Genomic DNA, 23,250 nt, shown 5'->3' with positions numbered 1-23,250 from the left:
TGTTCTTGCTGAGACGGCTTTTCCCTGCCTTGGCGAAGATTTTATTTAGCTATGAAAAAACTCTTGCACAACCCTTGTAATGATGGTATAATTCTCTAGTCGTAATTAACGCAAGGTTTATGTAAGGAAACTTATTGAACCTCTGCCCCGGGCACAGACCCGTGGCCAATGACCAGAGAGGGAGGTGATTTCGTGAGAAAGTACGAGATCATATTCATCGTTAAGCCGATGGAGGAGGAAGCTACCAACGCTGTCATCGAGAAGTTCTCGAACCTCATCAAGAAAAACGGCGGTACGATCGAAAATGAAGATCGCTGGGGCAAGAAGCGTCTTGCCTATGAGATCAAGGATTGCGCTGAAGGCTTTTACTGCCTGTTCAACGTTGCGTGCGAGCCTGCCGTTGTGGCTGAGTGCGACCGCGTGATGAAGATTACGGACGAGCTCCTCAAGCACATGATCGTCAAATCCGACGAAGAGTAATATCTTAAATCCAGTCAGGGAGGATTTGCCATGAACAAAGTTGTGCTTATTGGCCGCCTGACGCGTGATCCGGAACTGCGCTATACTCAGTCCGGCAAGGCGTTTGCGACCTTTACTCTTGCAGTAGACCGCCGCTTCCGCAGACAAGCGGAGCAGAACGGCCAGCCCACCGCTGACTTCATCCCCTGCATGGCATGGGATAAGCTGGCGGAGATAATTGGCAACAACCTTGCCAAGGGCCGCCGTGTAGGCGTGGAGGGTCGTCTTCAGACCCGTACCTATGAGGCTCAGGATGGTTCCAAGCGCAGCGCCTTTGATGTGGTGCTGGACGAGCTTGAGTTCCTTGATCCCAAGGGCTCTGCACCGCAGGGTGGGTTCGGCCAGGGCTACGGCGCCCCGGCACCTCAGGCACAGCAGGCACCGGCCGATAATTTCGGCCCCAATATCTCTGACGAGGAAATCCCATTTTAAGGGACTGAACGCATAAGTCCCTAAAGGCAAGGAGGGAAAGAATCGATGAGAAGAGACAGAGGCAGAAGGCCCCGCAGGAAAGTTTGCTCTTTCTGCGTGGACAAGGTCGAGCATATCGACTATAAGGATGTAGCTAAGCTCCGCCGTTTCGTGACTGAGCGCGGCAAGATCCTGCCCCGCCGTATTTCCGGCAACTGCGCAAAGCATCAGCGTCAGGTGACCGTGGCTATCAAGCGTGCACGCAACATTGCACTGCTGCCCTTCACCGCTGAGTAAGCGATATCAAGGCGTCAGCCCCTTTCGGGGAGGGCGTCTTTTTATTTTTGTTTTTTTCATGGAAAAAACAAAAATAATGCTGTATAATGCCTCTTAGAGTAAAAGAAACACTGATTAATCCAGCGTTTCCTAAAAGCTGATGCAAGAAAGGACGATAGAGAAATATGGAGAGCTTTTCCGGGGTATTCCTGCAGTTCATTGCTGACTGGGGCTATGTGGCAGTGGCAGTGCTGATGGCAGCTGAGAACGCCTGCATTCCCATTCCCAGCGAGCTGATCCTGGGCTTTGCAGGTTTTATGATTTTTTCCGGAGATATGACTTTTATCGGTGCTTTGAACGCCGGCATGATCGGCGGCATCGTGGGCTCGGTTTTTGCCTATGCTGTGGGGCATAAGGGCGGCCGCAGCTTCGTGGATAAATATGGCAAGTATTTCTTCGTGAAGAAGAGCCATGTGGATATTGCCCAGAACTGGTTTGACAAATATGGCCTGAAGGCTGTGTTCTTCAGCCGTATGCTGCCTGTGGTGCGCACTTTCATCTCCCTGCCTGCAGGCTTTGCCCATGTGGACTTCAAGCGCTTCATCATCTACACCATCGCCGGCAGCCTGCCCTGGACGGCTCTCATCCTCTTTGCGGGCATGATGCTGGGCAAGAGCTGGGAGGTCATGCTGGCTGTGGGACATCAGGCCAGCCTTGTCTTTGTAGGCGTGTGCGCAGTGGTGATTGGTGTGCTGTATTTGCGTCACCGCAAAGCGCAGGCACGAACGAAAGCACAGGTCGAATAATAATTGCCTTCCCCTTGAGGGGAAGGTGCCCCGCAGGGGCGTATGAGGTGTTGCGTTTCAGGTTATGTTAGCTAAACGAGCTGGGTTCCACCTCATCCGTCACCCCTTCGGGCTGCCACCTTCCCCTCAAGGGGAAGGCTTTTTCTATGAGGAGCTATACCATGATCGAAGAACAGAATTTAACCGAACGCCAGCGCCAGATCATCCGCTTTTTCCATCAGAATACCTTTGCTGACCACATGAACGTGGAGGTGGTGCCAGAAGAAGGAGGCAGCGTCCATCTGGAACTGGTGGTGGAGGAATACCATACCAATCTCTACAATATCGTTCACGGCGGGGTGCTCATGACCCTGGCAGATACCGCTATGGGAGCGGCCTGCCTGGAGCTGGGCAAGAAGGTGGTCACCGTGCAGCTGGGAATAGAGTTCCTGCACTCGGTGCCTCTCACGGAGCGGATCATCACCAAGGCGGCAGTGCTCCACGATGGACGCCGCACTATGGCCTGCGAGTGCGAGATGCTGAGCCGGGAGGGCAAGCTCTTTGCCAAAGCTCATGGAACTTTCTACGTTTTGGGACAACTTGAAGAATAACATTACTTCATTATGTTTTCAGCATGATATTGTAAAATTACGCTCGTATTTTGTGATATATGGGAAAATAGGAGCTGAAAACATGATTCAGATACAGACTGTCAATATGGTGAAGAAGATAGGGGCTGGCCTTTGTTTGGCAGCCCTCCTTGCCATGCCTGCTGCACCTCAGGTAGAGGCGGCGGTGAGCCTGCCGGAAAAGACTTTCCAATGGGTGCAGTCCACCTCCCGCCAGAACTACTACTTCAATATGGAGCAGATGTGCTATGCGGTGAACGCACAGGGATATATCGACCTCAATCATCTGATCGTGCCCACTATCCGCACTTATGATGCTGTGCAGATAGAAGATGTACGCTCCAAGCGCCGCTGGAACGGCCTTTCCCTAAACGGCTATGGTGACCTGGTGGGGGCGGCTGAGTATCTGGATTTTGACCTCAAAAATAAAACCGTTACCATAAGCCAGCATGATGACCTGGATAGTGGCTTTGGTGTCATCAACTCGGTGAAGCCCGTGGAAAAAGATGGGGGCGTCATCAAGCTGGAGAACCTTTCAGACAAGGATGTGGAGGGCAAGTTTTACGCTGCTATCCTGAAGTATGCCGATGACCATCAGGATGAGGTCGTCGCCCATAGCAAGGGGACGCTTACCCATGAGGATGAGCTGAAGCTTGAGGCGAAGAAACACCCGGAGCTGGGACTCACCGAGTCTGAGCGGGAAGCTATCCATCGCGATAAAAAGGCGGCCATAGAAAGGGCCACCAGAGATGTGGAAAGAAAGCAGGCTCATGCCAAGCATCTGAGTGAGAAAGCCGATGCAGCCATAGCTGCAGCAGAGAAGGCAGAAGCAGAGGCCAATGCAGCAGCGGATAAACTGGCGCTGATGCAACTGGCAGAATAAAAAAAGGGAGCAGGCCCGATGGTGGGCTTGCTCCCTCTTTTGCTATGCGGTTTGGCTTCTATCTACTCATATTGATGACAGTCGCCAGGTACTTATGCTGTGACGATGGCGATTGCTTGCTTGTCCAACAGTTCCAACAAGCGGCAGGAAGGGCCGCTGGGAGTATTTCTGCCTGACTCCCATGCCTCTATAGTTTTCTTGCTTACGCATAGGTACTTTGCAAGGATAGACTGAGTAAGATTGTTTTTTAGGCGGATGCTTCGTACATCTTCACTGCTGAACTTGCGGGCTGGCGCAATATTTACGGTTAGAATTTCGTGGGTGAGGTTGGTTCCGTTATGGTTCTCGTAATCGGATATCAGTTCATTTAGCGAATCGGCTATCATATCGTAAGTCTTGCTCATTTTGAATCCTCCATTGTTCATCGAATTTCTTACCGTGTATGAATTCTCGTGATACAAGCATGATATCGTCCTTTAGAAGCATTATACCCTATTAAATGGGGTACCGCAAGGCTTGTGGGACGTTTTCTGCATGCATAAAAAGGGAACAGGCTCTCGATGGTGGACAGCGCATAAGAATTTTTCATAAAAACATTTAAGTTTAGACCAAAAATCTCCGATATAGTGAGTGAAAAAGTAACACGGATGAAAGTCATGTTGATTTACACATGAAGGACAGGCACAAACGACAGGGACAGTCGGCTCGCCTAATTGCTATAAAAAGGAGACGATATATTATGATGCGCTCGCTGTTTTCCGGCGTTTCCGGCCTCAAGAACCACCAGACCCGCATGGATGTCATCGGCAACAATATCTCTAATGTCAATACCACCGGCTTCAAGTCCAGCCGCGTGACCTTTGCTGATACTCTGAACCAGAACCTTAGCGGTGCTACGGGGCCAAAAGATAATATCGGCGGCACCAACCCCAAGCAAGTCGGCCTTGGCTCAGGTATAGCTACTGTCGATCTGCTCTTCACCGATGGTACTGTGCAGAACACCGGCAAGAATACGGATCTGAGTTTGTCTGGCAACGGTTTATTCGTGGTCAAGAATGGCAACCAGACTTACTATACCCGCAATGGTGCTTTCGAATTTGATGCTAATGGCAACTATGTCATGCCAGGCAGTGGCATGCTGGTACAGGGCTGGATGGCTCAGGAGGATGGTACGCTGGTTACAAACGGTGAGCCAGGCACTATAACTGTCCCTGCAGGGAAAAGCATGGATGCTTCGGCTACTACTACGGTCACTTATGCTAATAATCTGAATTCCGCTATGCCGACCATTGTCTCGGCCAACGGTGGCGAGGAACTGAAGACTAGTTTCACTGAGGATGGAGCTACGGTGACTTGCGGATCGGAGTACAACCCGGTTTATCTGACTCTGGAAGATGGCAGCGTTGTTACTGCCTCCACTAATAATTCTGCTTGGAGTTATGGCTATACCATTGATACTGCCGGCAGTGGCATAACCGTTGGTTCCAATGATGTGGTTACCCTGACTTGTTCCGATGGTTATGTGGGAACTGGTACAACAGGATCTACCTATACGGTGGGGGGGTATGTTAATGGTGCGACTGTCTCCACTAGTGGCTCCCAAGTGACTGCCACTCCCACTAATCCCGTCACCCTTACTATGTCCGATGGTTCTACTCATGTCGCTACATCCGGCAACTTTACTGTTGGTTTACAAACTCTTCAGCTAGATTCTTATGACGTAAACGGAGATCTCATAGAGGGGTATGTAACGGCTTATTCCGTCAGTCATGAGATTTCCTCCATTGGTGTGGAGAATGTAGGCGGCGGCACTGGCACTACTTTCCATGTGGGTGGCACGGCTAAATATACCACCTCTACTACAGGCGATACAGCTACTGCCAGCACCAGTATTCCTGTTACCGTAAAGATGGGGAATGGTTACAGCTTTTCTGGGGTGGATGGTACCAAATACACCGTAGGTGATTTGATTACTTCTCCAGCAGTTTCTAGTGGAAGCTTTGATGTTACATCAACTAATTCAGGTAGCGTGACATTTAAATTGGCTAATGGTGATACTGTCAGCAACATGCCATCAGGTACGTATTCTATAGGTCAGAATTATTCTTATACACAATCTCCATATACTTGGAAAGCTACTACCGACAATCCTATTACTATAACAATAGGTGCCAACACTTACCATGCTACATCAGGTAATTTAAACGAGACCCTTACCAGTATTTATGATATGACTGGAGGCGATGGCCCCTTTACCGTGACGGGCGGTGGACTTGCAGGTACTTCTACTATAACTGTTCAAGGAAATTCAGGCAATACGTATAACATCACTATTGATGAGACCGGTGGTTTTGCGGCTGATGTTCCGGCAGGTACTGAAATAGGAGTCAATGGCGGCGACTGGTCAGGAACTGAAATTACCAGCCAAATCGTAAGCTACACCGTGACAGGCACAGTTTCCAGTCTGACCACCACTTATGACATCATTTCTGCTGAAGGTGTTTATGGTTACACTGCCTCCAAGGATAATCCTGTCACTCTCACCATGAGCGATGGCTCTACCGTCAAGGAAACAGCCGGGAAATATGTGCTTGGCACCGGCCTGCCTGTAACTACTACGGCTACCGTGTATGATACCTTGGGGAATTCGTTCAGTGTTCCCATCTATTTCACGAAGACGGAAACTTCCAGTGTCACTGGCAATACCTGGACGGTATCTGTAGCCATTGATGGGTCGGGGACTAACACCCTGACAGGAGATGATGGTTCCACCACAACCATTTCCATGCCGGATACTGAACTGCACTTTGATACTGATGGCCACTATACCTCGGGCGAAAGTACTGTGACCCTTACCCTGACCAATGGCGCTGGTGAAACCCAGAATGTCCAGATCAATCTGAACGCCCTCACTCAGTTCTCAGGTAGCAATACTGTGAACGGCACCCATGACGGCTATGCCGCCGGTACTCTGGAAAGCATATCTATAGACTCTTCCGGCGTCATCACCGGTACCTACACCAATGGTGAAAGGCGGAATGAAGCTCAGGTGGCTGTGGCTCAGTTCACCAACGCTTCCGGCCTCACCAAGACCGGAGATTCCCTCTATCAGTCCTCCAGCAACTCTGGCACTCCCAATGTAAAGACTGCTACCGACTTGGGCGTGAAGATCACTCCGTCTGCACTGGAAATGTCCAATGTTGACATCGCCAACGAATTCGCAGACATGATTGTCACCCAGCGCGGCTTCCAGTCCAACTCCAAGATGATCACCGTAGGTGATGAGATGCTGGAGACCGTCATCAATATGAAGAGGTAAAGTTAGTCGCATAAGCAAACAGGGAGCAAGCCCGCTACTGGGCTTGCTCCCTTATATTTTCCTACCTCAAAAAATAATTATGAGTTATAACGAGTACAAGATGTCCCCCACTTCTATAAGTGGGGGCGGTAACTTACTAACAGGCGGCGAGTTAATATCTCCCGCCTCGTTGAAAGGCCAAGAGGAAGTTTTGCCTTCGGCAAAACTGGAACAATGGCCTTATAATGTATTTGATGCCAAAACTCCCCACCGCCTCTAGCGGAAAGGAGGTGTTTCAGGTGTCTCATTTCTCTGGGCTGTATCTACAGGCGTTTTGGCAAGCATCATCGCGCACTACGTCTGTAAGGCTATGGATCGTTACCTTGGCAGCAAATAAGCATTCACTTCTGGGATTCATGGTAAGCTAAACACCAAGCCGCTGCCATGAACGCAAAAAAGACCGCTGGGACACCACTCCCGGCGGTCTTCTTGTTGTGTCCAGATGGACTTCATTTCTCTTGGTGTCTTGATTATACCACCCAATAACTATAAAAACAATATTCATAAGCAACTTACTGAAATTCGTCAATGAGTTTGTCGATACCATCGTCCGGCTTGCTCTTTGTTTTTCAGTTGCATATATGTTTCAAAACCTTTTCCAGTTCCTTCGCCGCCTCCCCCGGCTCGATGGCCTCCATGCAGGCATTGCCCTTGGGGCATTTGGTCTTGCAGCAGGCCTTGCATTCATGGGGGGAGATGTAGAAGTGATGGCCGGAGGAGAGGGGGCCGTAGATGGAGGGGAGGGTCGGGCCCCAGAGGGAGAAGGTGGGGGTGCCTACGGCTTCGGCCAGATAGAGAGGGCCGGTGTCGCAGGTGAGGAAGAGGGTGGCGGACTTGATGAGGGCCGCCAGTTCTCTCAGTGAGGTTTCTCCTGCAATGCAGATGGCTCTGGAGGCAAGCTCAGGGGCGTTTTCTTTTAGGTAGTCCAAAGTTTCTTCTATATACGGCTTGTCCCCGGGGGCGCCGGGGAAGATGAGCTGCATATCATCAGGGATATTGGCTTTCTCCAGAAGCTCACCAAAGACACGGGGTCGCAGGTGCTTGTCCGGCCAGGTGGTGCGGATGTTCACCATGAGGATTGGCTTCTGTGGGTCTATATCATGCTCTTTCCAGAAGCCATGGGCATAACTTTTCCAGTCGGCATCAAGGGTCAGCACTGTGCCTGGCACGAAATCCTCCTGCTGCCAGCCCAGGGGCATGAGGGCTGTGAGGTAGCGGCGGATCTTGTGCTTGTCGTCTATGTCCGGGGCCATCTCAGTCATGAAGAGGGGGTTGCCCTCATGGCGTTCGTGGATGCCGATACGGCGTCCACAGCCGGTGAGCAGGGAGAGGATGCCTGTGAGGAAAAGCCCCTGGATGTCCAGGACGGCATCAAAGGGACCATGCTCCTTGAAGAGGCGGCGGGCTTCTTTCAGGGAGCGGAAGGCCTGGCCGAATCTGTGCTCAGAGATGGCCGTGTCGAATACCCGCCTGTCCCAGCTGATGACTTCATCCACATCCGGGCTGCCCCGCAGCAGGTCATCTGCCGGAGGGCTGCAGAGCCAGGTAAGGTGGGCTTCCGGCAGGAAGAGTTTCAGGTTGCGGGCCACGGAGGTGGCATGGAGCACATCGCCTATGGCAGAGAGACGTATCATGAGAATGCGGGGGCAGGGAGGCAGCCCCGTGGCTTTATTCATAAGGTGTTCAGACCTTTCCAGATTACTTCTGATTATGCTAGAATATTAAGATAGATAAAGTTTAACATAACGCTGTGATTGGTTCAAGGCGGTTTGCATAGATGAGGGGAGAGGGATGGCTTGCTGGATATTGAAGCCATAAGGTATACCACTAACAGCACATATTTGTCCAGAGGAAAGAGTTACTATAAGCAGGGACGAGTTTTCGAGCTGGAGAGCGAAGGAGAACAAGCGTATTCGGCTGTGGTCAAGGGAACACGGAAATATCGTGTGTCGGTAGAGCTTTCAGAGGATGGAAGTGAAGTATATGATTGGCACTGCAATTGTCCCATTGGAGATGAAGAGGATGCTTGCAAGCATGTGGTGGCAACTCTTTTCGCCATTCGTGAGGAGCAGAAACAAGAAGAAGGTTTCGAAAAAATTGTCCAGCATATAGAACGAACCAATGCAAAGCCTGCGCAGGTTTTGGAAGCTTTGATGGAAACCTTTGGGGAGTTCAAAAATGACCTCAAGACCGGCAGGGATTTGGCCAGGGAGCAAAAGAAGAAACGGGATGCGAAAGTAAGTAAGGAACTGTTTGAGTTTTACGCTCCCCAGGTGGAGGCGGCTCAGGAAAACAGGTGCAGGCAGAAGATTCAGCTGGTGCCTAAGCTAATGGTAGTGGAAATGCGCGGTGGTTATGAGCGGTGGCTGGAATTCAAGGTGGGGGAGGACAGGCTTTATGTGCTGAAAGACCCTCTTTCCTTCCGCCAGTGCGTCAAGGAGGGCCAGGCCTGGCCTCTGGGCACTAAAAATTCCATTGATACCAGCAATTTTGTCTGGGCAGATGAGACCTCGGAGAAGCTGTTCAAGCTGATAGATGAAGCCCGGCGGCGGGAACGGGACCTGATGTCCTGTTCGGAATACGGCTATTACAGTTATGGCTACTATGGCCGCAGCCTGACCTTTGATGCCAAGAAGTTCAAACTTGGCAATGAGAATTTTGCCAAGTTCCTGGAAATCATGGCAGGGCAGCCCTTTGAGTTCAATATAAATAATTCCCAGACGGAGACTGTGGAGATGGCACCGGGGAATCCTCCCTTCAGGCTGACCGTGGAGAGGGAGAATGATGGGGGCGGCCTGATTGATTTTGCGGTGGGGGATACTGCCTGCTTCCTGGACGATGAAAACAGGTATCTCTATGTGGATGGCAAGATTTATCATACTGACGATGATTTTGATAAAGATGTGCGGCCTTTCATGTATGTGGCCAGGAATAATCCCCATGGCATCAGCCTTTCCCCTCAGGATATGACCCGTTTCTTCTCCCTGGTCCTGCCTCGCCTTCGTCGCGTGGTGGAGGTGGAAGTGGCTGAGGGCTTTGAGGATAAGTTCATCTTCGAGCCCCTGGCCTGTGAACTCTATCTTGACTATGAAGGTGAAGGCATTTCCGTGCGGCCTGTCTACGCCTATGGTGATAATAAGTTCAATCCTCTGGTTGATAAGAAGCTCCAGCTCCCTCGGGGCCAGCAATTGGTGCGCAACGAGAGCGGAGAGAAGGAAATCGAGTTGCGACTGGCCAATTACGGCTTTCAGCCGGAAGGGAACCGTTACGTGCAGCGGGACGAGGAGCGGAGCTATGATTTCCTCTATGAGGAACTGCCTGCTCTGCCAGAATGGGTAGAGATTTTCTATGAGGATGCCTTCCAGGAAAAGCCTGTCCGCCGTATGCCCAAGGTGACGGCAGGGGTCAGCGTCAATGACGAGAATCTGCTGGAAGTGTCTTTCAAGGCGGAAGACTTGGATTTCAAGGAAATGATGGATATTCTGGCCTCTTACCGCAAGAAGCGCCGCTACCATCGCATGAAGGACAGGACTTTCGTGACCCTGGGGGACCAGCAGCTGGCCGCCCTGGCGGAGTTCGTGGAGAGCACCGGCCTGGGGAAGAAGAAACACCAGGAGGGTGACAAGGCGGTGCTGCCTCTGGCCCAGGCCATGTATATCGACACTTTAGCCCGGGAGACTCAGGGGGACATCACCCTGAAGCGCAGCCAGGCTTTCCGTCAGGTGGTGCGCCGCGTGAGGAGCCCCCAGGATTCTGAATATGAGGTACCGGAGAGCCTGTCGGACATCCTGCGCGACTATCAGGTAACGGGGTTCAACTGGCTGTCCGGCCTTGCTGAATGCCATTTGGGCGGGGTCCTCGCCGATGATATGGGCCTGGGCAAGACCCTGCAGGTATTGACTTTCCTGCTTGCGAAGAAGGAAGCAGACGAGAAGGCAGGGAAGGTTTCGCCGCCTTCCCTGGTGGTGGCTCCCACCTCTTTGGTCTACAACTGGCTGGATGAGGCCCGGCGCTTCACGCCCCAGCTCAAAGCCATTGCGGTGGCGGGCACCAAGGAGGAACGCGGGGAAATCCTCAAAAAATCTCTGCCCAAGAAGGAGCAGCCCGGGGAGGCAGACCTCCTTATCACCACTTACAATATGCTGAAGCGGGACATTGACCTCTATGCTCCCTGCCATTTCCGCTATGCCATCCTGGACGAGGCCCAGCATATCAAGAATCCTGGCACCCAGAATGCCCACAGCGTGAAGCAGCTGCAGGCAGAGGGCTTCTTTGCCCTCACCGGCACGCCTGTAGAGAACACCTTGACGGAATTGTGGTCGCTCTTTGATTACCTGATGCCCGGGTATCTCCTGACCCAGCCGAAGTTCAAGCAGAAGTATGAAACTCCCATTGTCAAGGAGCAGGACGAGCAGGCGGCCGCAGACCTCAGACGCCACATCATGCCCTTTATCCTGCGCCGCCTGAAGCAGGATGTGCTGACAGAGCTGCCTGACAAGGTGGAGCGCCGCCAGACCTGCGAGATGACCCCGAAGCAGGACAAGGTCTACAAGGCCTGGTTCCTCAAGAGCCAGAAGGAATTCAACGAAGCTCTGAAAGAGAGGAATATGGGGGAGACGAAGATCAAGATTCTGGCTATCCTCACCCGTCTGCGGCAGATTGCCTGCGACCCTTCGCTCTTTTTGGAGGATTACAATGGCGGCTCTGGCAAGCTGGATGTGCTGGAGGAAATCGTGGGAGATGCGGTGGAGGCTGGCCACCGCCTGTTGATTTTCTCCCAGTTCACCACCCTTCTGGGGCATATTGGGGACAGGCTCCAAAAGATGGGCATGAAGTATCACTATCTGGATGGCAGCACCCCTGCCCTTGAGCGCCTTAATCTGGTGAAATCCTTCAATGCAGGCAACAGGCCTGTGTTCCTGATTTCCCTCAAGGCCGGTGGCACGGGGCTGAATCTCACGGGGGCGGATATGGTGCTGCATGTTGACCCCTGGTGGAACCCCGCCGTGGAGGACCAGGCCACCGACCGCGCCTACCGCCTGGGCCAGAAGAACAATGTGCAGGTGGTGCGCCTGATCATGAAGGATACGGTGGAGGAGAAAATCTACGACCTGCAGCAGAAGAAAAAGAATCTCATAGACAAGATGATACAGCCCGGCGAAAACTTCCTGTCCAAGCTGACGGATGATGAGATAAGGGAGCTGTTTCAGAGGTGAGGGGCAATGAGCTATACTTGCGAGCAGTGAATTTTTCCATTTAGGGGGCTACGTTTTTAGCAGACCTTACCTCCACCGCTTGCGGGGGAGGGGGACCGGCGAAGCCGGTGGAAGGGGGAATCGAAGCCGTTACGTTACCATCGCCCCTTCCACCGCCTGGCGGCGGTCCCCCTTCCCCGTTTCACGGGGCAGGTAAGGCCTATAATGTACGCTTCTAAAACTTATCCGTCAGCCCTTCGGGCTGCCACCTCCCTCTGAGAGGGAGGCTTTTTTATATGTGTATGTCCAAATTTATATGGTGCACCACGAGAAAGTGTGCTCGAACCGATTTATAAAAATAAAATTCAAGAAAGAACTTGACAACTGTCTGATAAATGTGTATCTTATAAGTAGATTGAAATTGTGTTCGAGCAAACTTGCTCGAGGGGTACAATTTTGAGGAGGGATGGGAGACTACAAACAGGGGAATTTCAAGAGTTTAGTTTCAGTCTAGGTTCTGGCAAACCCAAAGGAGACGAAGAAATGAAAAAGATTCTTGCATTAGTAATGGCCATCATGATGATGGTAGTGGCCGCAGGCTGCGGTGGCGGCGATGAGAAATCCTCCGGTTCCAGCTCTGGCTCCAGCGCCGGCGGGGACAAGAAAATCACCATGGGCTTCTCCCAGATCGGAGCGGAATCCGAGTGGAGAACTGCCAATACTGAATCCGTCAAGCAGGCTGCCAAGGACGCAGGCATTGATCTCCAGTTCTCCGATGCTCAGCAGAAGCAGGAGAACCAGATCAAGGCCATCCGTTCCTTCATCGCCCAGGGCGTTGATATCATCGCTTTCGTTCCTATCGTTGAGACCGGTTGGGACACTGTGCTGAAGGAAGCAAAGGATGCCAAGATTCCCGTTATCGTAGTTGACCGCGATGTGAAGCTCTCTGATGACAGCCTCTATGTTGCAAAGATTGGCACTGACTCCGTGAAGGAAGGCCAGAACGTCTTCAAGTGGCTCGATGAGTACATGAAGAAGAACAACAAGACCCCCCGTGCCGGTGGCGACCAGTTCCAGGTAGTTGTCCTTGAAGGTACTGTTGGTTCCTCCGTGGCTATCCGCCGCCAGGAAGGTTTCAAGAATGCTATGGCAGAAGCTGCTGATGGCAAGAAGTTCAATATACTCGCTTCCCAGACCGGTGAGTTCACCCGTCAGAAGGGCCAGGAGGTCATGGAGTCCTTCCTGAAGTCCGACCGTGACAAGATTGACGTTCTCTTCGCTCATAATGATGACATGGCTCTCGGCGCTATCCAGGCTATCGAGGCTGCAGGCCTCCAGCCCGGCAAGGACATCACCATCGTTTCCATCGATGGCGTGAAGGGTATCTTCCAGGCTATGATCGAGGGTAAGGCAAACTGCACCGTAGAGTGCAACCCCCTCCAGGGCCAGCTGCTCATGGAGACTGCCAAGAAGATCCTCAAGGGCGAAAAGGTTGAGAAGCTCGTATACGTTGACGAAGGCATCTTCCCTGCTGATGTAGCTGAGAAGACCCTGCCGGAGCGCAAGTACTAAGAACAAACTAATGATCCAAACCTAGACACAGCAAGCAGGAAAGGCCGCGCCCGCCAGGGGAGTATCAAAAGCCTCCTAAGGCAGCGCGGCCCTTTCTATGCCCAAAAAGGCCAAAAGGGCATGGCGTGGAAACTTTTATATAACGAGTACAAGATGTCCCCCCACTTCTATAAGTGGGGGCGGTAACTTACTAACAGGCGGCGAGTTAATATCTCCCGTCTCGTTGAAAGGCCAAGAGGAAGTTTTGCCTTCGGCAAAACTGGAACAATGGCCCTATAATTAAATCTAATGGTATAATAAGTATGTGTTATCGTGCGAAAGCATGAATTCTGAAAGTTATGGGGTGGGATTTATGGAAGAAAAAGCCTTGTTGGAAATGCGGCACATCGACAAAGTTTTTCCGGGAGTCAGGGCGCTCTCCAATGTGGACTTCACCCTCCACGCAGGGGAGATTCACTCCCTGATGGGTGAGAACGGCGCAGGCAAGTCCACATTGGTCAAGGTGCTGACAGGTGTTTATCAGCGGGATGGGGGCACCATTACTTTGCAGGGGAAGCGCATTTCTCCCCGCACGCCGAAGGAAGCCCAGGAATGCGGCATTTCCACCGTGTATCAGGAGGTCAACCTGTGCAAGAATCTGACGGTGGCAGAGAATATCTATATCGGCAGGGAGCCGCGCAAGTACGGTTTCATCGACTGGAAGACCATCAACCAGCGCTCTGAGGAGCTGCTGGCAGGTTTGGGAGTAAACATTGATGTCACCAAGACTCTGGACCATTATTCAGTGGCTGTGCAGCAGATGATAGCCATCGCCAGAGCCGTGGATATCGAAGCCAAGATTCTCATTTTGGACGAGCCTACTTCTTCTCTGGACGAAAAGGAAACGGAACGCCTCTTCAGGATCATCCGCCAGCTGCAGAAGCGGGGCATGGGCATTATTTTCATATCTCATTTTCTGGAACAGATTTATGACCTTTGCGATCATATCACGGTGCTGCGCAACGGCGAGCTGGTTGGCTCTTATGAAGTGGCCAAGCTGCCCCGTTTGGAGCTTATTGCCAAGATGGTGGGCAAGGACCTCTCCGAAGTGGCTCACATGGACGATGCCAACGACAAGAGCAAGCCTCAGGAAGAAATGTTCATCGAAGCAGACCATATTTCCCAAGTGGGCAAGCTGGCCGATGTGGACCTGCAGATCCACAAGGGCGAAGTGGTAGGCTTTGCCGGGCTTTTGGGTTCCGGCCGTACTGAGACAGCAGAACTGCTCTTTGGCGTGGAGGGCATCAGCAAGGGACAGCTCAAGGTGAAGGGCCAGCCCGTGAAGTTTGGCAGCCCCATGAGCGCCATGCGGGAGCGCATTGCTTTCTGCCCTGAGGACCGCAAAACCTCCGGCATCATTGGCGATCTTTCTGTGCGCGAGAACATTATTCTGGCCATGCAGGCCAAAGACGGCATGATGAAGCATATTCCTTATAAGAAGCAGTGCGAGATTGCCGACAAGTACATCGACCTGCTGAAAATCAAGGTGTCCGACCGTGAGCAGCTCATCAAGAACCTTTCCGGCGGCAACCAGCAGAAGGTCATCATCGCCCGCTGGCTGGCAACCCAGCCGGAGCTCCTGATCCTGGACGAGCCCACCCGCGGCATCGACGTGGGCACCAAGACGGAAATCGAGAAACTGGCCATCAAGCTGGCCAAGGAGCGGGGCATGGCCGTGGTCTTTATTTCGGGTGAAATGGACGAGATGGTGCGCACCTGCACGAAGCTCATTGTCATGAAGGACCGCCGCAAAGTGGCGGAGCTCACTGGCAGCGAAGTCAGCTCTGACAACGTGATGCGTGCTATTGCAGGAGGTGAAACGGCATGAGGGAGAAATTAAAGGCTTTCAGCGACAGTTCGCTGTTCTTGCCGGTAGTGGCGCTGGCAGTGCTTCTGACCTTCAATGCCCTGTTTGTAGACGGATTCATGACCATACAGCTTACCGAGGACGGCAGGCTGTACGGGAGACTGATAGATATCCTTAACCGCAGCTGCTCACTGGTTATCCTGTCCCTGGGCATGACCTTCGTCATTGCCACGGCGGGCATTGATATCTCCGTAGGCGCCGTGGTGGCTATCTCCGCTGCCGTAGTCTGCAGCCTCATCGGCGGCCGCGGGGACGGTGTGGCTGAGACCCCCATGTTCCTGGCCATCCTGGCTGCCATCGGCGTAGGCATTTTCTGCGGTATCTGGAACGGTCTCCTGGTGGCTAAGTTCAAGATTCAGGCCATGGTGGCAACCCTGATCCTCATGACCGCAGGCCGCGGTGTGGCCCAGCTCATGACTGGTGGCCAGATCATCACTGTGTACTACAAGCCCTTTGAGTACATCTCCGGCGTCATTCCCGGCAATATCCTGCCCACCAATATTTTCATAGCATTGGCTATGGTGCTTCTGGTTGCCTTCTTGATGAAGAAAACCAGCATCGGCCTCTTCATCCAGTCCGTGGGCATCAACCCCACTGCAGCCCGCTATGCAGGCATCAACGTCACCATGGTCATCTTCCTGGTGTACGCTTTTTCCGGCCTCTGCGCTGGTGTTTCCGGCCTGATTGAGAGCTCCCTGATTCGTGCGGCTGATGCCAACAACGCCGGCCTCAACATGGAAATGGATGCCATCCTGGCCGTGGCCCTGGGCGGCACCCTGCTGTCTGGCGGCAAGTTCTACATCGGCGGCTCCGTGGTGGGCGCCATCACTATCCAGACTCTGACCACTACCATGTATGCATTGGGTGTTTCTTCTGACCAACTGCCAGTGGTGAAGGCCGTAGCCGTCATCATCATCTGCCTCATCCAGTCCAAGAAGGCTCAGGAAATGTTCGCTGCCTGGAAGGAAAAACGCAACCAGAAAGGCAAGACGGCAGTTCAGGACCCTCACAGGCTGGCTGAAAGGATGGTGAATGAAGCATGAAACGCAGATTAAACGACCTTATTGCCTCACCCTATTTTTCCTTCTTTGTGACGGTGGCGCTCTTTGCCATCCTTTACGGGGCAGGCATCATGGCTTACAAGGGGTTCTCAAGGCCCCAGGTTTTCCTCAATCTCTTCATTGATAATGCGGCCCTGATCATCGTGACCGTAGGCATTACCTTTACCCTGATCATCGTGGGCATCGACCTTTCCGTAGGTGCTGTGCTGGCCCTGTCCTGCATGGTGCTGGCGTGGCTTTTGGCCAATACTTCCATTCCCGTGGGATTGGCCGTGCTTCTCGTGCTCCTGATGGGGCTGGTCTTCGGTGCCGCCCAGGGCTATATCATCACCAAATTTGACTTGCAGCCCTTCATCATCACCCTGGCAGGCATGTTCTTCTGCCGCGGCATGACGGCTGTGATTTCCCGTGATACCATCCAGATCACCAATGAGACTTTTGTGGCTATTGCCAGCTATCGCATTGATCTGGGCTTCGGCTTCCTGTCTGTGGGGGCGGTGCTGGCCATGATAGTCCTCGCCATCGCAGCTGTGGTTCTCGGGTTCACCAAGTTTGGCCGGGCTGTCTTCGCCATCGGAGGCAGCGAAAGCTCTGCTGCCCTCATGGGCTTGCCGGTGTTCCGCACCAAGGTCATCGTCTACACCATAAGCGGCTTCTGCTCCGCTCTGGGCGGCGTGGCCTATGCTCTCATCATGCTGACGGGCTACAATCTCCACGGCCTGGGCATGGAAATGGATGCCATCGCCTCTTCTGTCATCGGCGGCACCCTGCTGTCCGGCGGCGTGGCCTTCATCCCTGGCGCCCTCTTCGGTGTGCTGATCCAGGGCGTCATCCTGACCTTCATCTCCTTCCAGGGCACTCTTTCCGCCTGGTGGACGAAAATCGTGGTAGGAGCCCTGCTCTGCGTCTTCATCGTCATGCAGGCCTTCATCACCGAGCAGAAAAATAAGCTCTCCCAGAAATCCTCCATGGAAGAGCCCCCAAGCGACCCCAAGCCTAGTGCGGCGTGAAGTCACTCTAAGGCGTTCGGGACACAGGCACAGCAACGCTTCACTTGGAATTTTACCATGAAATCTAAGCTCGCACTGCGTGCATCTCTGCTTTGCAGAGTTGCACTTGTGTTCGCTAAGATTCATGGAAAAATTCCACACGTTCCGCTTATGCTGTACCTGTGCCCCTCACTTACTTAAGCTATGCTAAAGCAAACTGCCGAGATGCAACCTCCCGGCAGTTTTTTCATTTAAGCAGGAAAATGAAATATTTTGGCGAAATTATAACGAGGAACAAGATGTCCCCCACCTCTATAGGTAGGGGTGGCGAATATCATAACAGGCGGTGAGCACATATCTCCCGCCTCGTTGAAAGGCCAAGAGGAAGCTTTGTCTATCGACAAAGCTGGAACAATGGCCTTATAAAAGGCAAAAGCAAATATAACGAACCCCAGGGCCCATGGATGGGCCCCGCGGACGCGGAAATCACACGATGTGATTTCAGTCCGCGTTTTCTTTTGGTTCGTTTTCTTTGCGCCAAAGAAAATGAACAGTCGAAACCTAAAAAAGAAGAGAGGCTAAACAAGTATGAGAAAATCTCTAAAACTGACCTTATGTGCAGGACTCATGATGTCAGCTGTAATTGGCGGGGCAGCAGAAGCAGCCGACCCAGTATCAATCACTATCCCTCAGAAGATGGGCAATGGTGAAACCGTAGAAGTCTATTACCGCAAGGGCAATCCCCTCACTGCCCCCAGAGTCCGTGCTGCAGAGCACAAGACAGAAACCCTGCTGCTGAAAAAGGGCACTATCCGCCGTGAGGGCGCCATGCCTTTGCCCTGTGACATCATAATGGAGAAGGACACCCCCGTTACCCTGCGTGACGGCACTGTCATATACACTGATATATTCCGACCTGCTGACGAAGGCAGGCACCCGGCACTGATGGCCTGGAGCCCTTATGGCAAGGAAATCGGCGGCCAGATGCTGGACGACGTGCCCATGCGGGCGGGGATACCTGTGGCAGCCACTTCCGGTCTGGAAAAATTCGAGGGTCCCGACCCTGCCTATTGGGTAAGCCATGGCTATGTCATCATCAACCCTGACAGCCGGGGGGCATATTACTCTGAGGGCAACCTTAACTACTGGGGGAGCCAGAACTCCCAGGACGGATACGACACCATTGAGTGGGCGGCAAAGCAGCCTTGGAGCAATGGCAGGATTGGCATGAGCGGCAATTCCTGGCTCACGGTGTCCCAGTGGTTCATTGCAGGGGAGCAGCCGCCACATCTGGCTGCCATCGCGCCCTGGGAGGGATTTGTGGACCACTTCCGGGAGACTGCCAACCGTGGCGGCATTCCCAATCCCGTCTTTCCCGAGGCCATCTTTGACACCTTTACCAGCCAGAATTACCTTGAGGATCAGCCCCGCATGGTAGTGACCCACACCCTCATGGATGCCTACTGGCAGGACAAGATTGCGAAACTGGAGAATATCAAGATTCCCGCCTATGTGGTGGCCAGCTATACCAATCCCGTGCATACCCATGGCACCTTCGCGGGCTTTCGGGAGATTGCTTCCAAGGACAAGTGGCTGCGTGTCCACAATACCCAGGAGTGGTTTGATTACTACACGCCTGGCAATGTGGAAGACCTGAGGAAGTTCTTCGACCATTATCTGCTGGGAGAGGATAACGGCTGGGAAGCAACGCCGAGGGTGCGCCTCGCTGTGCTTGACCCGGGCCATGAGGATGTAGTGAATCGGGTGGAGCAGGAGTTCCCCCTGGCGAGAACCGAGTACAAGAAGCTTTACCTTACGGGCGGGCAGGGGCTCTCCGTGACGCCCCAGAAGCAGGAAGATACTGCTTCTTATGATACAGCTGTCAAGGAGGCTGCTGCTGCTTTCACCATGACCTTTGACAAGGACACGGAACTTACCGGCTACATGAAGCTGCACACCTATGTGGAAGCAGACGGTGCTGATGATATGGAACTCCATGTGCAGGTGGAGAAATTGGACGAGAAGGGCAATCCCATCCCTGACAGGATGACGCATCAGCCCATCGTGGCCGAGGGTTATCTCAGGGTATCCCAGCGAGCCCTGGATGAAGCAAAATCCACGGAGGTAGAGCCGGTACTGAAGCATGACCGTGAGGATTTGCTGAAGAAAGGCGAGATTGTTCCCGTGGATATTCCCATCTGGCCCATGGGCATGAAGTATCATGCAGGGGAGAAAATCAGGCTGACGGTGAGAGCCTACAATCCGCCTTCTCCTGACATGGTGCCCGCTTTTGGCTCCGCCAAGATTACCGTGCCGGAGGAAGGCTATACCTATGAACTGGGTACGAAGGTGCCCATGAAGACGGTAGGAGGCCTGGACGGCAAGGAGCATGTGAAAAAGGCTGTGGTCCCGCCTGCGACCCGCAACAAGGGCAGGCATATCATCCACCTGGGTGGCAAATACGAAAGCTACCTGCAGGTGCCGGTAGTGCCAGAGAAATAAGCAAATAAAGATGAGGCAGACAAGCCGCCGAAAAGGCGGCGGGTCTGCCTCATTTGTTTTTAGATACGCGAAGAGGGACTGCCGCATGCAGCAATCCCTCTTCAAAGCAGGGGTCCAAAATGCCGTTCGCTTTAAATGTCTAAAACCTGCGGATAGCAGGTGGGTGCCCTAAGCCTGACTTCAGCATTTCGCCGTGGCGAACCTCCACCAGGATCAAATCGGATTCCCTATGAAATATGTAGGTTAGACATTGTTAAAGCCCGCGCACATTCCAGGCTTGTCCTTCTTTATTGGTATGATAGCACAAAAAAACACGCCTTGCAAGACTTGACAAGCTTTGAAAAGGCAGTATTAGAAAGAAAAATATAAATTTTTCCCAGATTTTTACGATTTGCAAGGTTATAGAGTCACCTGGCCTTTTTGCCTGCGGCAAAACTTGAACTATGGCCTTGAGTTGCGCTATAATAAGGAGGATAAAAGAGAAATTTGATCTTATGCATAAAGGAGAAATCAACATGGCAGTTACCTACAGCGTAGCCATCAGCTACGGCAAGGACCTGGGCTGGATAGATTACGATGCAGAGGCCAAGAAGGCTACTGTAAACCTGAATAACGAAGAAGGACGCAAGCTGACGGAGGAATATCTGAACCAGACCCACGAAATCAACGTGCCGCATCAGACCCTCATGGACTTCACGGCAAAGACCGTTGATCCCCAGGCTGACGAGGAAAGCTTCAAGCTGGCACTTACCCGTCTCTGGAACAAGACCAAGGTACACGTGGACTGGTCCAGGCCGGTAGACTATGTAAAAAAGAATCCCCGTTATTGATTTCAAGGCAGGCAGATTCCTTTGGGAATGCCTGCCTTTTGTGGAGATGAAGCTATGGCTGTAAAAGCACCAAATCCACCCACGCCGCCCACACCTCCCACGGTGCCAGGGGTGACGCTCTCTGAGGGGGGCTCTGTAACCCAGTCCAATGCACCTCCCGCTAATGGAACGACCAGCAAATCCACGGATAACGAGAAGCAGATGGAGGAGCAGGCTAAGGAAGCTGTGGTAAATGGCAGCGGCGGGCTGTCCCGCACTACGCATAAAAATCCCACGGCAGAGGCCAAGGCAGCCAGGGAGGCAGCCAGGGAGGCACAGCAAAGCGGCCAGAATCAGGCTCAAGCCACCATTGACACAGGCCGCAGCCAGGCCGCTCAGGCGGCGGATCTGGGGGGGAGTGGAGGAGTTCCTCAGGAAAATGGCAGGAATTTGCAGGGACAGGAAACGGAGGCTGCTTCCCTGCAGGCCAATCCTGCTCCGAAGTTTGACTATCAGGGGCTCACCTATTGGCTGCCCATGCTGGTGGCGGCCTTTGTGGCAGCTGCCTTGCTGGTGAAGAAATTCCTGCACCGGCAGGGGCGGAAGGGAGAGCTGACCAGGGCAGATATAGAGGCTGATGTTTTGGGGGCAGTTGACAGCCGGGAACTGCGGGGGCTCACTCCGGATGAGGTGCTGGCAAGACTGGCCGTTGAAGAACAGCCCCCACCGACCAGGCCGACTGCACCTGCCAGACCGGCAAAGCTCAAGCCCAAAGAAGCAGCCTCTGCCCCCAAGGCAAAGAAAAAGCCTCCTGCTCCTGCCAGGGCCAAGGCGCCTGAGGAGGAGAGGAAGCATTTCGAGGTGCGTATTTAATTTGTTTTTGCCTGGGCCTTTTGCCATTTGGCAGCAGCACGGTCAGCCAGATGCTTGGCTCTGGCCAGCTTGGCACTCTGCTTGCGCCATAACTGCCAGAGCTGTTTTTCCAGTGCATCCCGCTCTGTATCAGCTGCATCAATCCATTCAAAGAGTTCCTCTGCGTCCTGCAGGGGTTCTTTTTTTTCAGCTAAGCTGGTGACGGCGGTGTCATTTTTTTCAAAGGCTGTTTTCAGATCTTGAAACTCCGGACTGTTTGCCTTCGAAGTGCAAAGGCGCAGATAACGGGCTGTGTGGCCTTTGGGGGAGTACCTGCTGATGAGTTCCTGGGTTTCGGCGTTTATCCGCTCATATTCGGCCTGTTTGGCAAGATAATCCTGGTACTCTTTGGTATCATGGCTGCCGGAAACAGGCTGGCGGTTGGTGCCGCTGAGGGAAACTTTATCATTGGCAGCCGAAGGGCGTTTGCCTGTACCCGGCGAGGTGGCTGCCGGATGATTTTCGGCGGCTTCTTCTATGACGGCTTTTCCTTCAATGGCTGCAGTTTCCTCCTGCTCTGGAGTGACTGCAGGGGAAAGAGCGGCTTCGGTGTCCAGCAGAGGTGCATAGCGGGCAGCCGAATTGGGGTCCGGGCGTCCGTCTGGCAGTGTCCAGCCGAAGCGGGCATAGTCCTTGGCGAGACCGGTCACAGGTTCGTAGGCCTGGGCGGCAAAGATGCTGTCGCTTTTACCTGCAACTCCCATCGCATACAGGTAGGGCTTATAGATGGCCTGGTCGGCAGAGGCTGCCAGCTGCAGGGCCAGGCTGCCGGAGAGACCCTCGCCGCTGACTACGATGCGGTTGGTGTCCCCTGCAGGCAGGCTGCGCTGATTGCGGCGCAGGTAGCGGATGGCTGCCTTGTAAGAAAGGATGGGCTGGGGCGCCTTGCCCAGGCGTTCGCTGGCAGGCGGAGTGAGGCTCTGGGCGGCAGGGACTGCGACCACATAGCCGTGTGCCAGGGCCAGCAGGGCGAGATTGGGCTGGCCACTTTCGTTGCTGGCATCTGCCGGGGCGTCAAAAGTTCCCTCTGCTGCTCCATCTGCGGCCAGGGGCATGAAGATGGGGGCGGTTTTGGCGGTGAAGCGTCCTGTGCTCTTTTTCTGGAAGTAGGCTTCAGGAATGTAGATGTTCAGCTGTTCTTTATAGTCAGCAACAGGGTAAGCTGTGTAGTGGCAGCCTTCAAAGGCGCGGAAAGCCACGGGCTGACCATGCAGATTAAGTGTTTCCCGGGTGTAGCTGTCAGCATCGAAGTTCAGGTCATAGAAGGAAGGGGCAGCTGTTTCTGTGGAAGCTGCCGTGACGTCTTCGGCAGCCCAGGCAGGAATGGAGGAGAAAAGCAGGGAGAAGGTCAGCAGTCCTGCTATTTTTTTCTTGTTCAGATATTTTCGCATATTGAAAGTCCTTTCAAGCCCGTGAGCTATTTTTCATTATAGAACAATAAAG

The 23,250-nt window shown here is 53.1% G+C and carries 18 protein-coding genes and 1 other RNA gene; 15 read left to right on the top strand and 4 right to left on the bottom strand.

Annotated elements, in window-relative coordinates:
• The first annotated feature begins 192 nt into the window (after positions 1 to 192).
• The 6 genes from rpsF (at position 193) to BLW59_RS05960 (ending at position 3,503) form a co-directional block, all read left to right on the top strand.
• Positions 193 to 480 carry a 30S ribosomal protein S6 gene (gene rpsF, locus BLW59_RS05985; protein ID WP_029541350.1) on the top strand — a complete coding sequence of 96 codons (288 nt, stop codon included), beginning with the start codon at positions 193 to 195 and terminating at the stop codon, positions 478 to 480.
• Positions 481 to 510: 30 nt separating this feature from the next.
• Positions 511 to 951 carry a single-stranded DNA-binding protein gene (locus BLW59_RS05980; protein ID WP_029541348.1) on the top strand — a complete coding sequence of 147 codons (441 nt, stop codon included), beginning with the start codon at positions 511 to 513 and terminating at the stop codon, positions 949 to 951.
• Positions 952 to 996: 45 nt separating this feature from the next.
• Complete coding sequence (gene rpsR, locus BLW59_RS05975; RefSeq protein WP_029541346.1) at positions 997 to 1,227, top strand: 30S ribosomal protein S18; 231 nt, start codon at positions 997 to 999, stop codon at positions 1,225 to 1,227.
• 164 nt (positions 1,228 to 1,391) lie between these two features.
• On the top strand, positions 1,392 to 2,012 hold the full coding sequence (locus BLW59_RS05970; RefSeq protein ID WP_029541345.1) for a DedA family protein: 621 nt from the start codon (positions 1,392 to 1,394) through the stop codon (positions 2,010 to 2,012).
• A 161-nt stretch (positions 2,013 to 2,173) separates the two neighbouring features.
• The gene (locus tag BLW59_RS05965; RefSeq protein WP_074697078.1) at positions 2,174 to 2,602 is read left to right on the top strand and encodes a PaaI family thioesterase; all 429 of its coding nucleotides are present in this window, start codon (positions 2,174 to 2,176) and stop codon (positions 2,600 to 2,602) included.
• An 82-nt stretch (positions 2,603 to 2,684) separates the two neighbouring features.
• On the top strand, positions 2,685 to 3,503 hold the full coding sequence (locus tag BLW59_RS05960) for a hypothetical protein (protein WP_074696962.1): 819 nt from the start codon (positions 2,685 to 2,687) through the stop codon (positions 3,501 to 3,503).
• A gap of 92 nt (positions 3,504 to 3,595) precedes the next feature.
• Here BLW59_RS05960 and BLW59_RS05955 read toward each other — a convergent pair whose 3' ends face one another.
• Positions 3,596 to 3,907 (bottom strand): helix-turn-helix domain-containing protein, encoded by a 312-nt coding sequence (locus BLW59_RS05955; protein WP_074696960.1) that lies wholly within the window; start codon positions 3,905 to 3,907, stop codon positions 3,596 to 3,598.
• A 335-nt stretch (positions 3,908 to 4,242) separates the two neighbouring features.
• Between BLW59_RS05955 and BLW59_RS18115 the strand changes: the two genes are divergently transcribed.
• Positions 4,243 to 6,822 carry a flagellar hook-basal body complex protein gene (locus BLW59_RS18115; RefSeq protein WP_074696958.1) on the top strand — a complete coding sequence of 860 codons (2,580 nt, stop codon included), beginning with the start codon at positions 4,243 to 4,245 and terminating at the stop codon, positions 6,820 to 6,822.
• A 608-nt stretch (positions 6,823 to 7,430) separates the two neighbouring features.
• Here the strand turns inward: BLW59_RS18115 and BLW59_RS05945 are convergent.
• A complete protein-coding gene (locus BLW59_RS05945; RefSeq protein ID WP_074696956.1) occupies positions 7,431 to 8,537 on the bottom strand; it encodes a glycosyltransferase family 9 protein in 1,107 nt (368 codons plus the stop codon).
• A gap of 120 nt (positions 8,538 to 8,657) precedes the next feature.
• Between BLW59_RS05945 and BLW59_RS05940 the strand changes: the two genes are divergently transcribed.
• From BLW59_RS05940 to BLW59_RS05915, 6 genes are all read left to right on the top strand, one after another.
• Complete coding sequence (locus BLW59_RS05940; protein ID WP_074696954.1) at positions 8,658 to 12,077, top strand: DEAD/DEAH box helicase; 3,420 nt, start codon at positions 8,658 to 8,660, stop codon at positions 12,075 to 12,077.
• 522 nt (positions 12,078 to 12,599) lie between these two features.
• A complete protein-coding gene (locus BLW59_RS05935) occupies positions 12,600 to 13,628 on the top strand; it encodes an ABC transporter substrate-binding protein (protein ID WP_029541326.1) in 1,029 nt (342 codons plus the stop codon).
• A gap of 352 nt (positions 13,629 to 13,980) precedes the next feature.
• Positions 13,981 to 15,495, top strand: coding sequence for a sugar ABC transporter ATP-binding protein (locus BLW59_RS05930; RefSeq protein WP_029541324.1), 1,515 nt, complete (start codon positions 13,981 to 13,983; stop codon positions 15,493 to 15,495).
• Complete coding sequence (locus tag BLW59_RS05925; protein WP_074696951.1) at positions 15,492 to 16,577, top strand: ABC transporter permease; 1,086 nt, start codon at positions 15,492 to 15,494, stop codon at positions 16,575 to 16,577. The genes BLW59_RS05930 and BLW59_RS05925 overlap by 4 nt, the downstream gene beginning before the upstream one ends.
• Entirely contained in the window at positions 16,574 to 17,605 is a 1,032-nt protein-coding gene (gene yjfF / locus BLW59_RS05920) for a galactofuranose ABC transporter, permease protein YjfF (RefSeq protein ID WP_074696949.1), read from the top strand. The genes BLW59_RS05925 and yjfF overlap by 4 nt, the downstream gene beginning before the upstream one ends.
• Positions 17,606 to 18,214: 609 nt before the next feature.
• A complete protein-coding gene (locus BLW59_RS05915; RefSeq protein ID WP_175463364.1) occupies positions 18,215 to 20,086 on the top strand; it encodes a CocE/NonD family hydrolase in 1,872 nt (623 codons plus the stop codon).
• A gap of 107 nt (positions 20,087 to 20,193) precedes the next feature.
• Here the strand turns inward: BLW59_RS05915 and ssrS are convergent.
• Positions 20,194 to 20,367, bottom strand: a non-coding RNA gene (ssrS, locus tag BLW59_RS05910) — 6S RNA.
• Between the two features lie 234 nt (positions 20,368 to 20,601).
• Between ssrS and BLW59_RS05905 the strand changes: the two genes are divergently transcribed.
• Both BLW59_RS05905 and BLW59_RS05900 read left to right on the top strand, forming a co-directional pair.
• Positions 20,602 to 20,916, top strand: coding sequence for a hypothetical protein (locus BLW59_RS05905; protein WP_029546043.1), 315 nt, complete (start codon positions 20,602 to 20,604; stop codon positions 20,914 to 20,916).
• 54 nt (positions 20,917 to 20,970) lie between these two features.
• Entirely contained in the window at positions 20,971 to 21,768 is a 798-nt protein-coding gene (locus BLW59_RS05900) for a hypothetical protein (protein ID WP_139283562.1), read from the top strand.
• Here the strand turns inward: BLW59_RS05900 and BLW59_RS05895 are convergent.
• Positions 21,765 to 23,198 (bottom strand): hypothetical protein, encoded by a 1,434-nt coding sequence (locus BLW59_RS05895; protein WP_074696945.1) that lies wholly within the window; start codon positions 23,196 to 23,198, stop codon positions 21,765 to 21,767. The genes BLW59_RS05900 and BLW59_RS05895 overlap by 4 nt on opposite strands.
• Between the last annotated feature and the right edge of the window lie 52 nt (positions 23,199 to 23,250).

This window comes from Selenomonas sp. KH1T6, from assembly GCF_900108415.1.
Taxonomy (GTDB): domain Bacteria; phylum Bacillota; class Negativicutes; order Selenomonadales; family Selenomonadaceae; genus Selenomonas_B; species Selenomonas_B ruminantium_A.
This window is presented reverse-complemented; position numbering and strand designations above follow the sequence as displayed.

What these genes read in the sequence shown, in the direction of transcription:
- BLW59_RS05980 (WP_029541348.1), top strand. Translation starts at nt 511, where the DNA reads ATGAACAAAGTTGTGCTTATTGGCCGCCTGACGCGTGATCCGGAACTG.
- rpsR (WP_029541346.1), top strand. Translation starts at nt 997, where the DNA reads ATGAGAAGAGACAGAGGCAGAAGGCCCCGCAGGAAAGTTTGCTCTTTC.
- BLW59_RS05970 (WP_029541345.1), top strand. Translation starts at nt 1,392, where the DNA reads ATGGAGAGCTTTTCCGGGGTATTCCTGCAGTTCATTGCTGACTGGGGC.
- BLW59_RS05965 (WP_074697078.1), top strand. Translation starts at nt 2,174, where the DNA reads ATGATCGAAGAACAGAATTTAACCGAACGCCAGCGCCAGATCATCCGC.
- BLW59_RS05960 (WP_074696962.1), top strand. Translation starts at nt 2,685, where the DNA reads ATGATTCAGATACAGACTGTCAATATGGTGAAGAAGATAGGGGCTGGC.
- BLW59_RS05955 (WP_074696960.1), bottom strand. Translation starts at nt 3,907, where the DNA reads ATGAGCAAGACTTACGATATGATAGCCGATTCGCTAAATGAACTGATA.
- BLW59_RS18115 (WP_074696958.1), top strand. Translation starts at nt 4,243, where the DNA reads ATGATGCGCTCGCTGTTTTCCGGCGTTTCCGGCCTCAAGAACCACCAG.
- BLW59_RS05945 (WP_074696956.1), bottom strand. Translation starts at nt 8,537, where the DNA reads ATGAATAAAGCCACGGGGCTGCCTCCCTGCCCCCGCATTCTCATGATA.
- BLW59_RS05935 (WP_029541326.1), top strand. Translation starts at nt 12,600, where the DNA reads ATGAAAAAGATTCTTGCATTAGTAATGGCCATCATGATGATGGTAGTG.
- BLW59_RS05930 (WP_029541324.1), top strand. Translation starts at nt 13,981, where the DNA reads ATGGAAGAAAAAGCCTTGTTGGAAATGCGGCACATCGACAAAGTTTTT.
- BLW59_RS05925 (WP_074696951.1), top strand. Translation starts at nt 15,492, where the DNA reads ATGAGGGAGAAATTAAAGGCTTTCAGCGACAGTTCGCTGTTCTTGCCG.
- yjfF (WP_074696949.1), top strand. Translation starts at nt 16,574, where the DNA reads ATGAAACGCAGATTAAACGACCTTATTGCCTCACCCTATTTTTCCTTC.
- BLW59_RS05915 (WP_175463364.1), top strand. Translation starts at nt 18,215, where the DNA reads ATGTCAGCTGTAATTGGCGGGGCAGCAGAAGCAGCCGACCCAGTATCA.
- BLW59_RS05905 (WP_029546043.1), top strand. Translation starts at nt 20,602, where the DNA reads ATGGCAGTTACCTACAGCGTAGCCATCAGCTACGGCAAGGACCTGGGC.
- BLW59_RS05900 (WP_139283562.1), top strand. Translation starts at nt 20,971, where the DNA reads ATGGCTGTAAAAGCACCAAATCCACCCACGCCGCCCACACCTCCCACG.
- BLW59_RS05895 (WP_074696945.1), bottom strand. Translation starts at nt 23,198, where the DNA reads ATGCGAAAATATCTGAACAAGAAAAAAATAGCAGGACTGCTGACCTTC.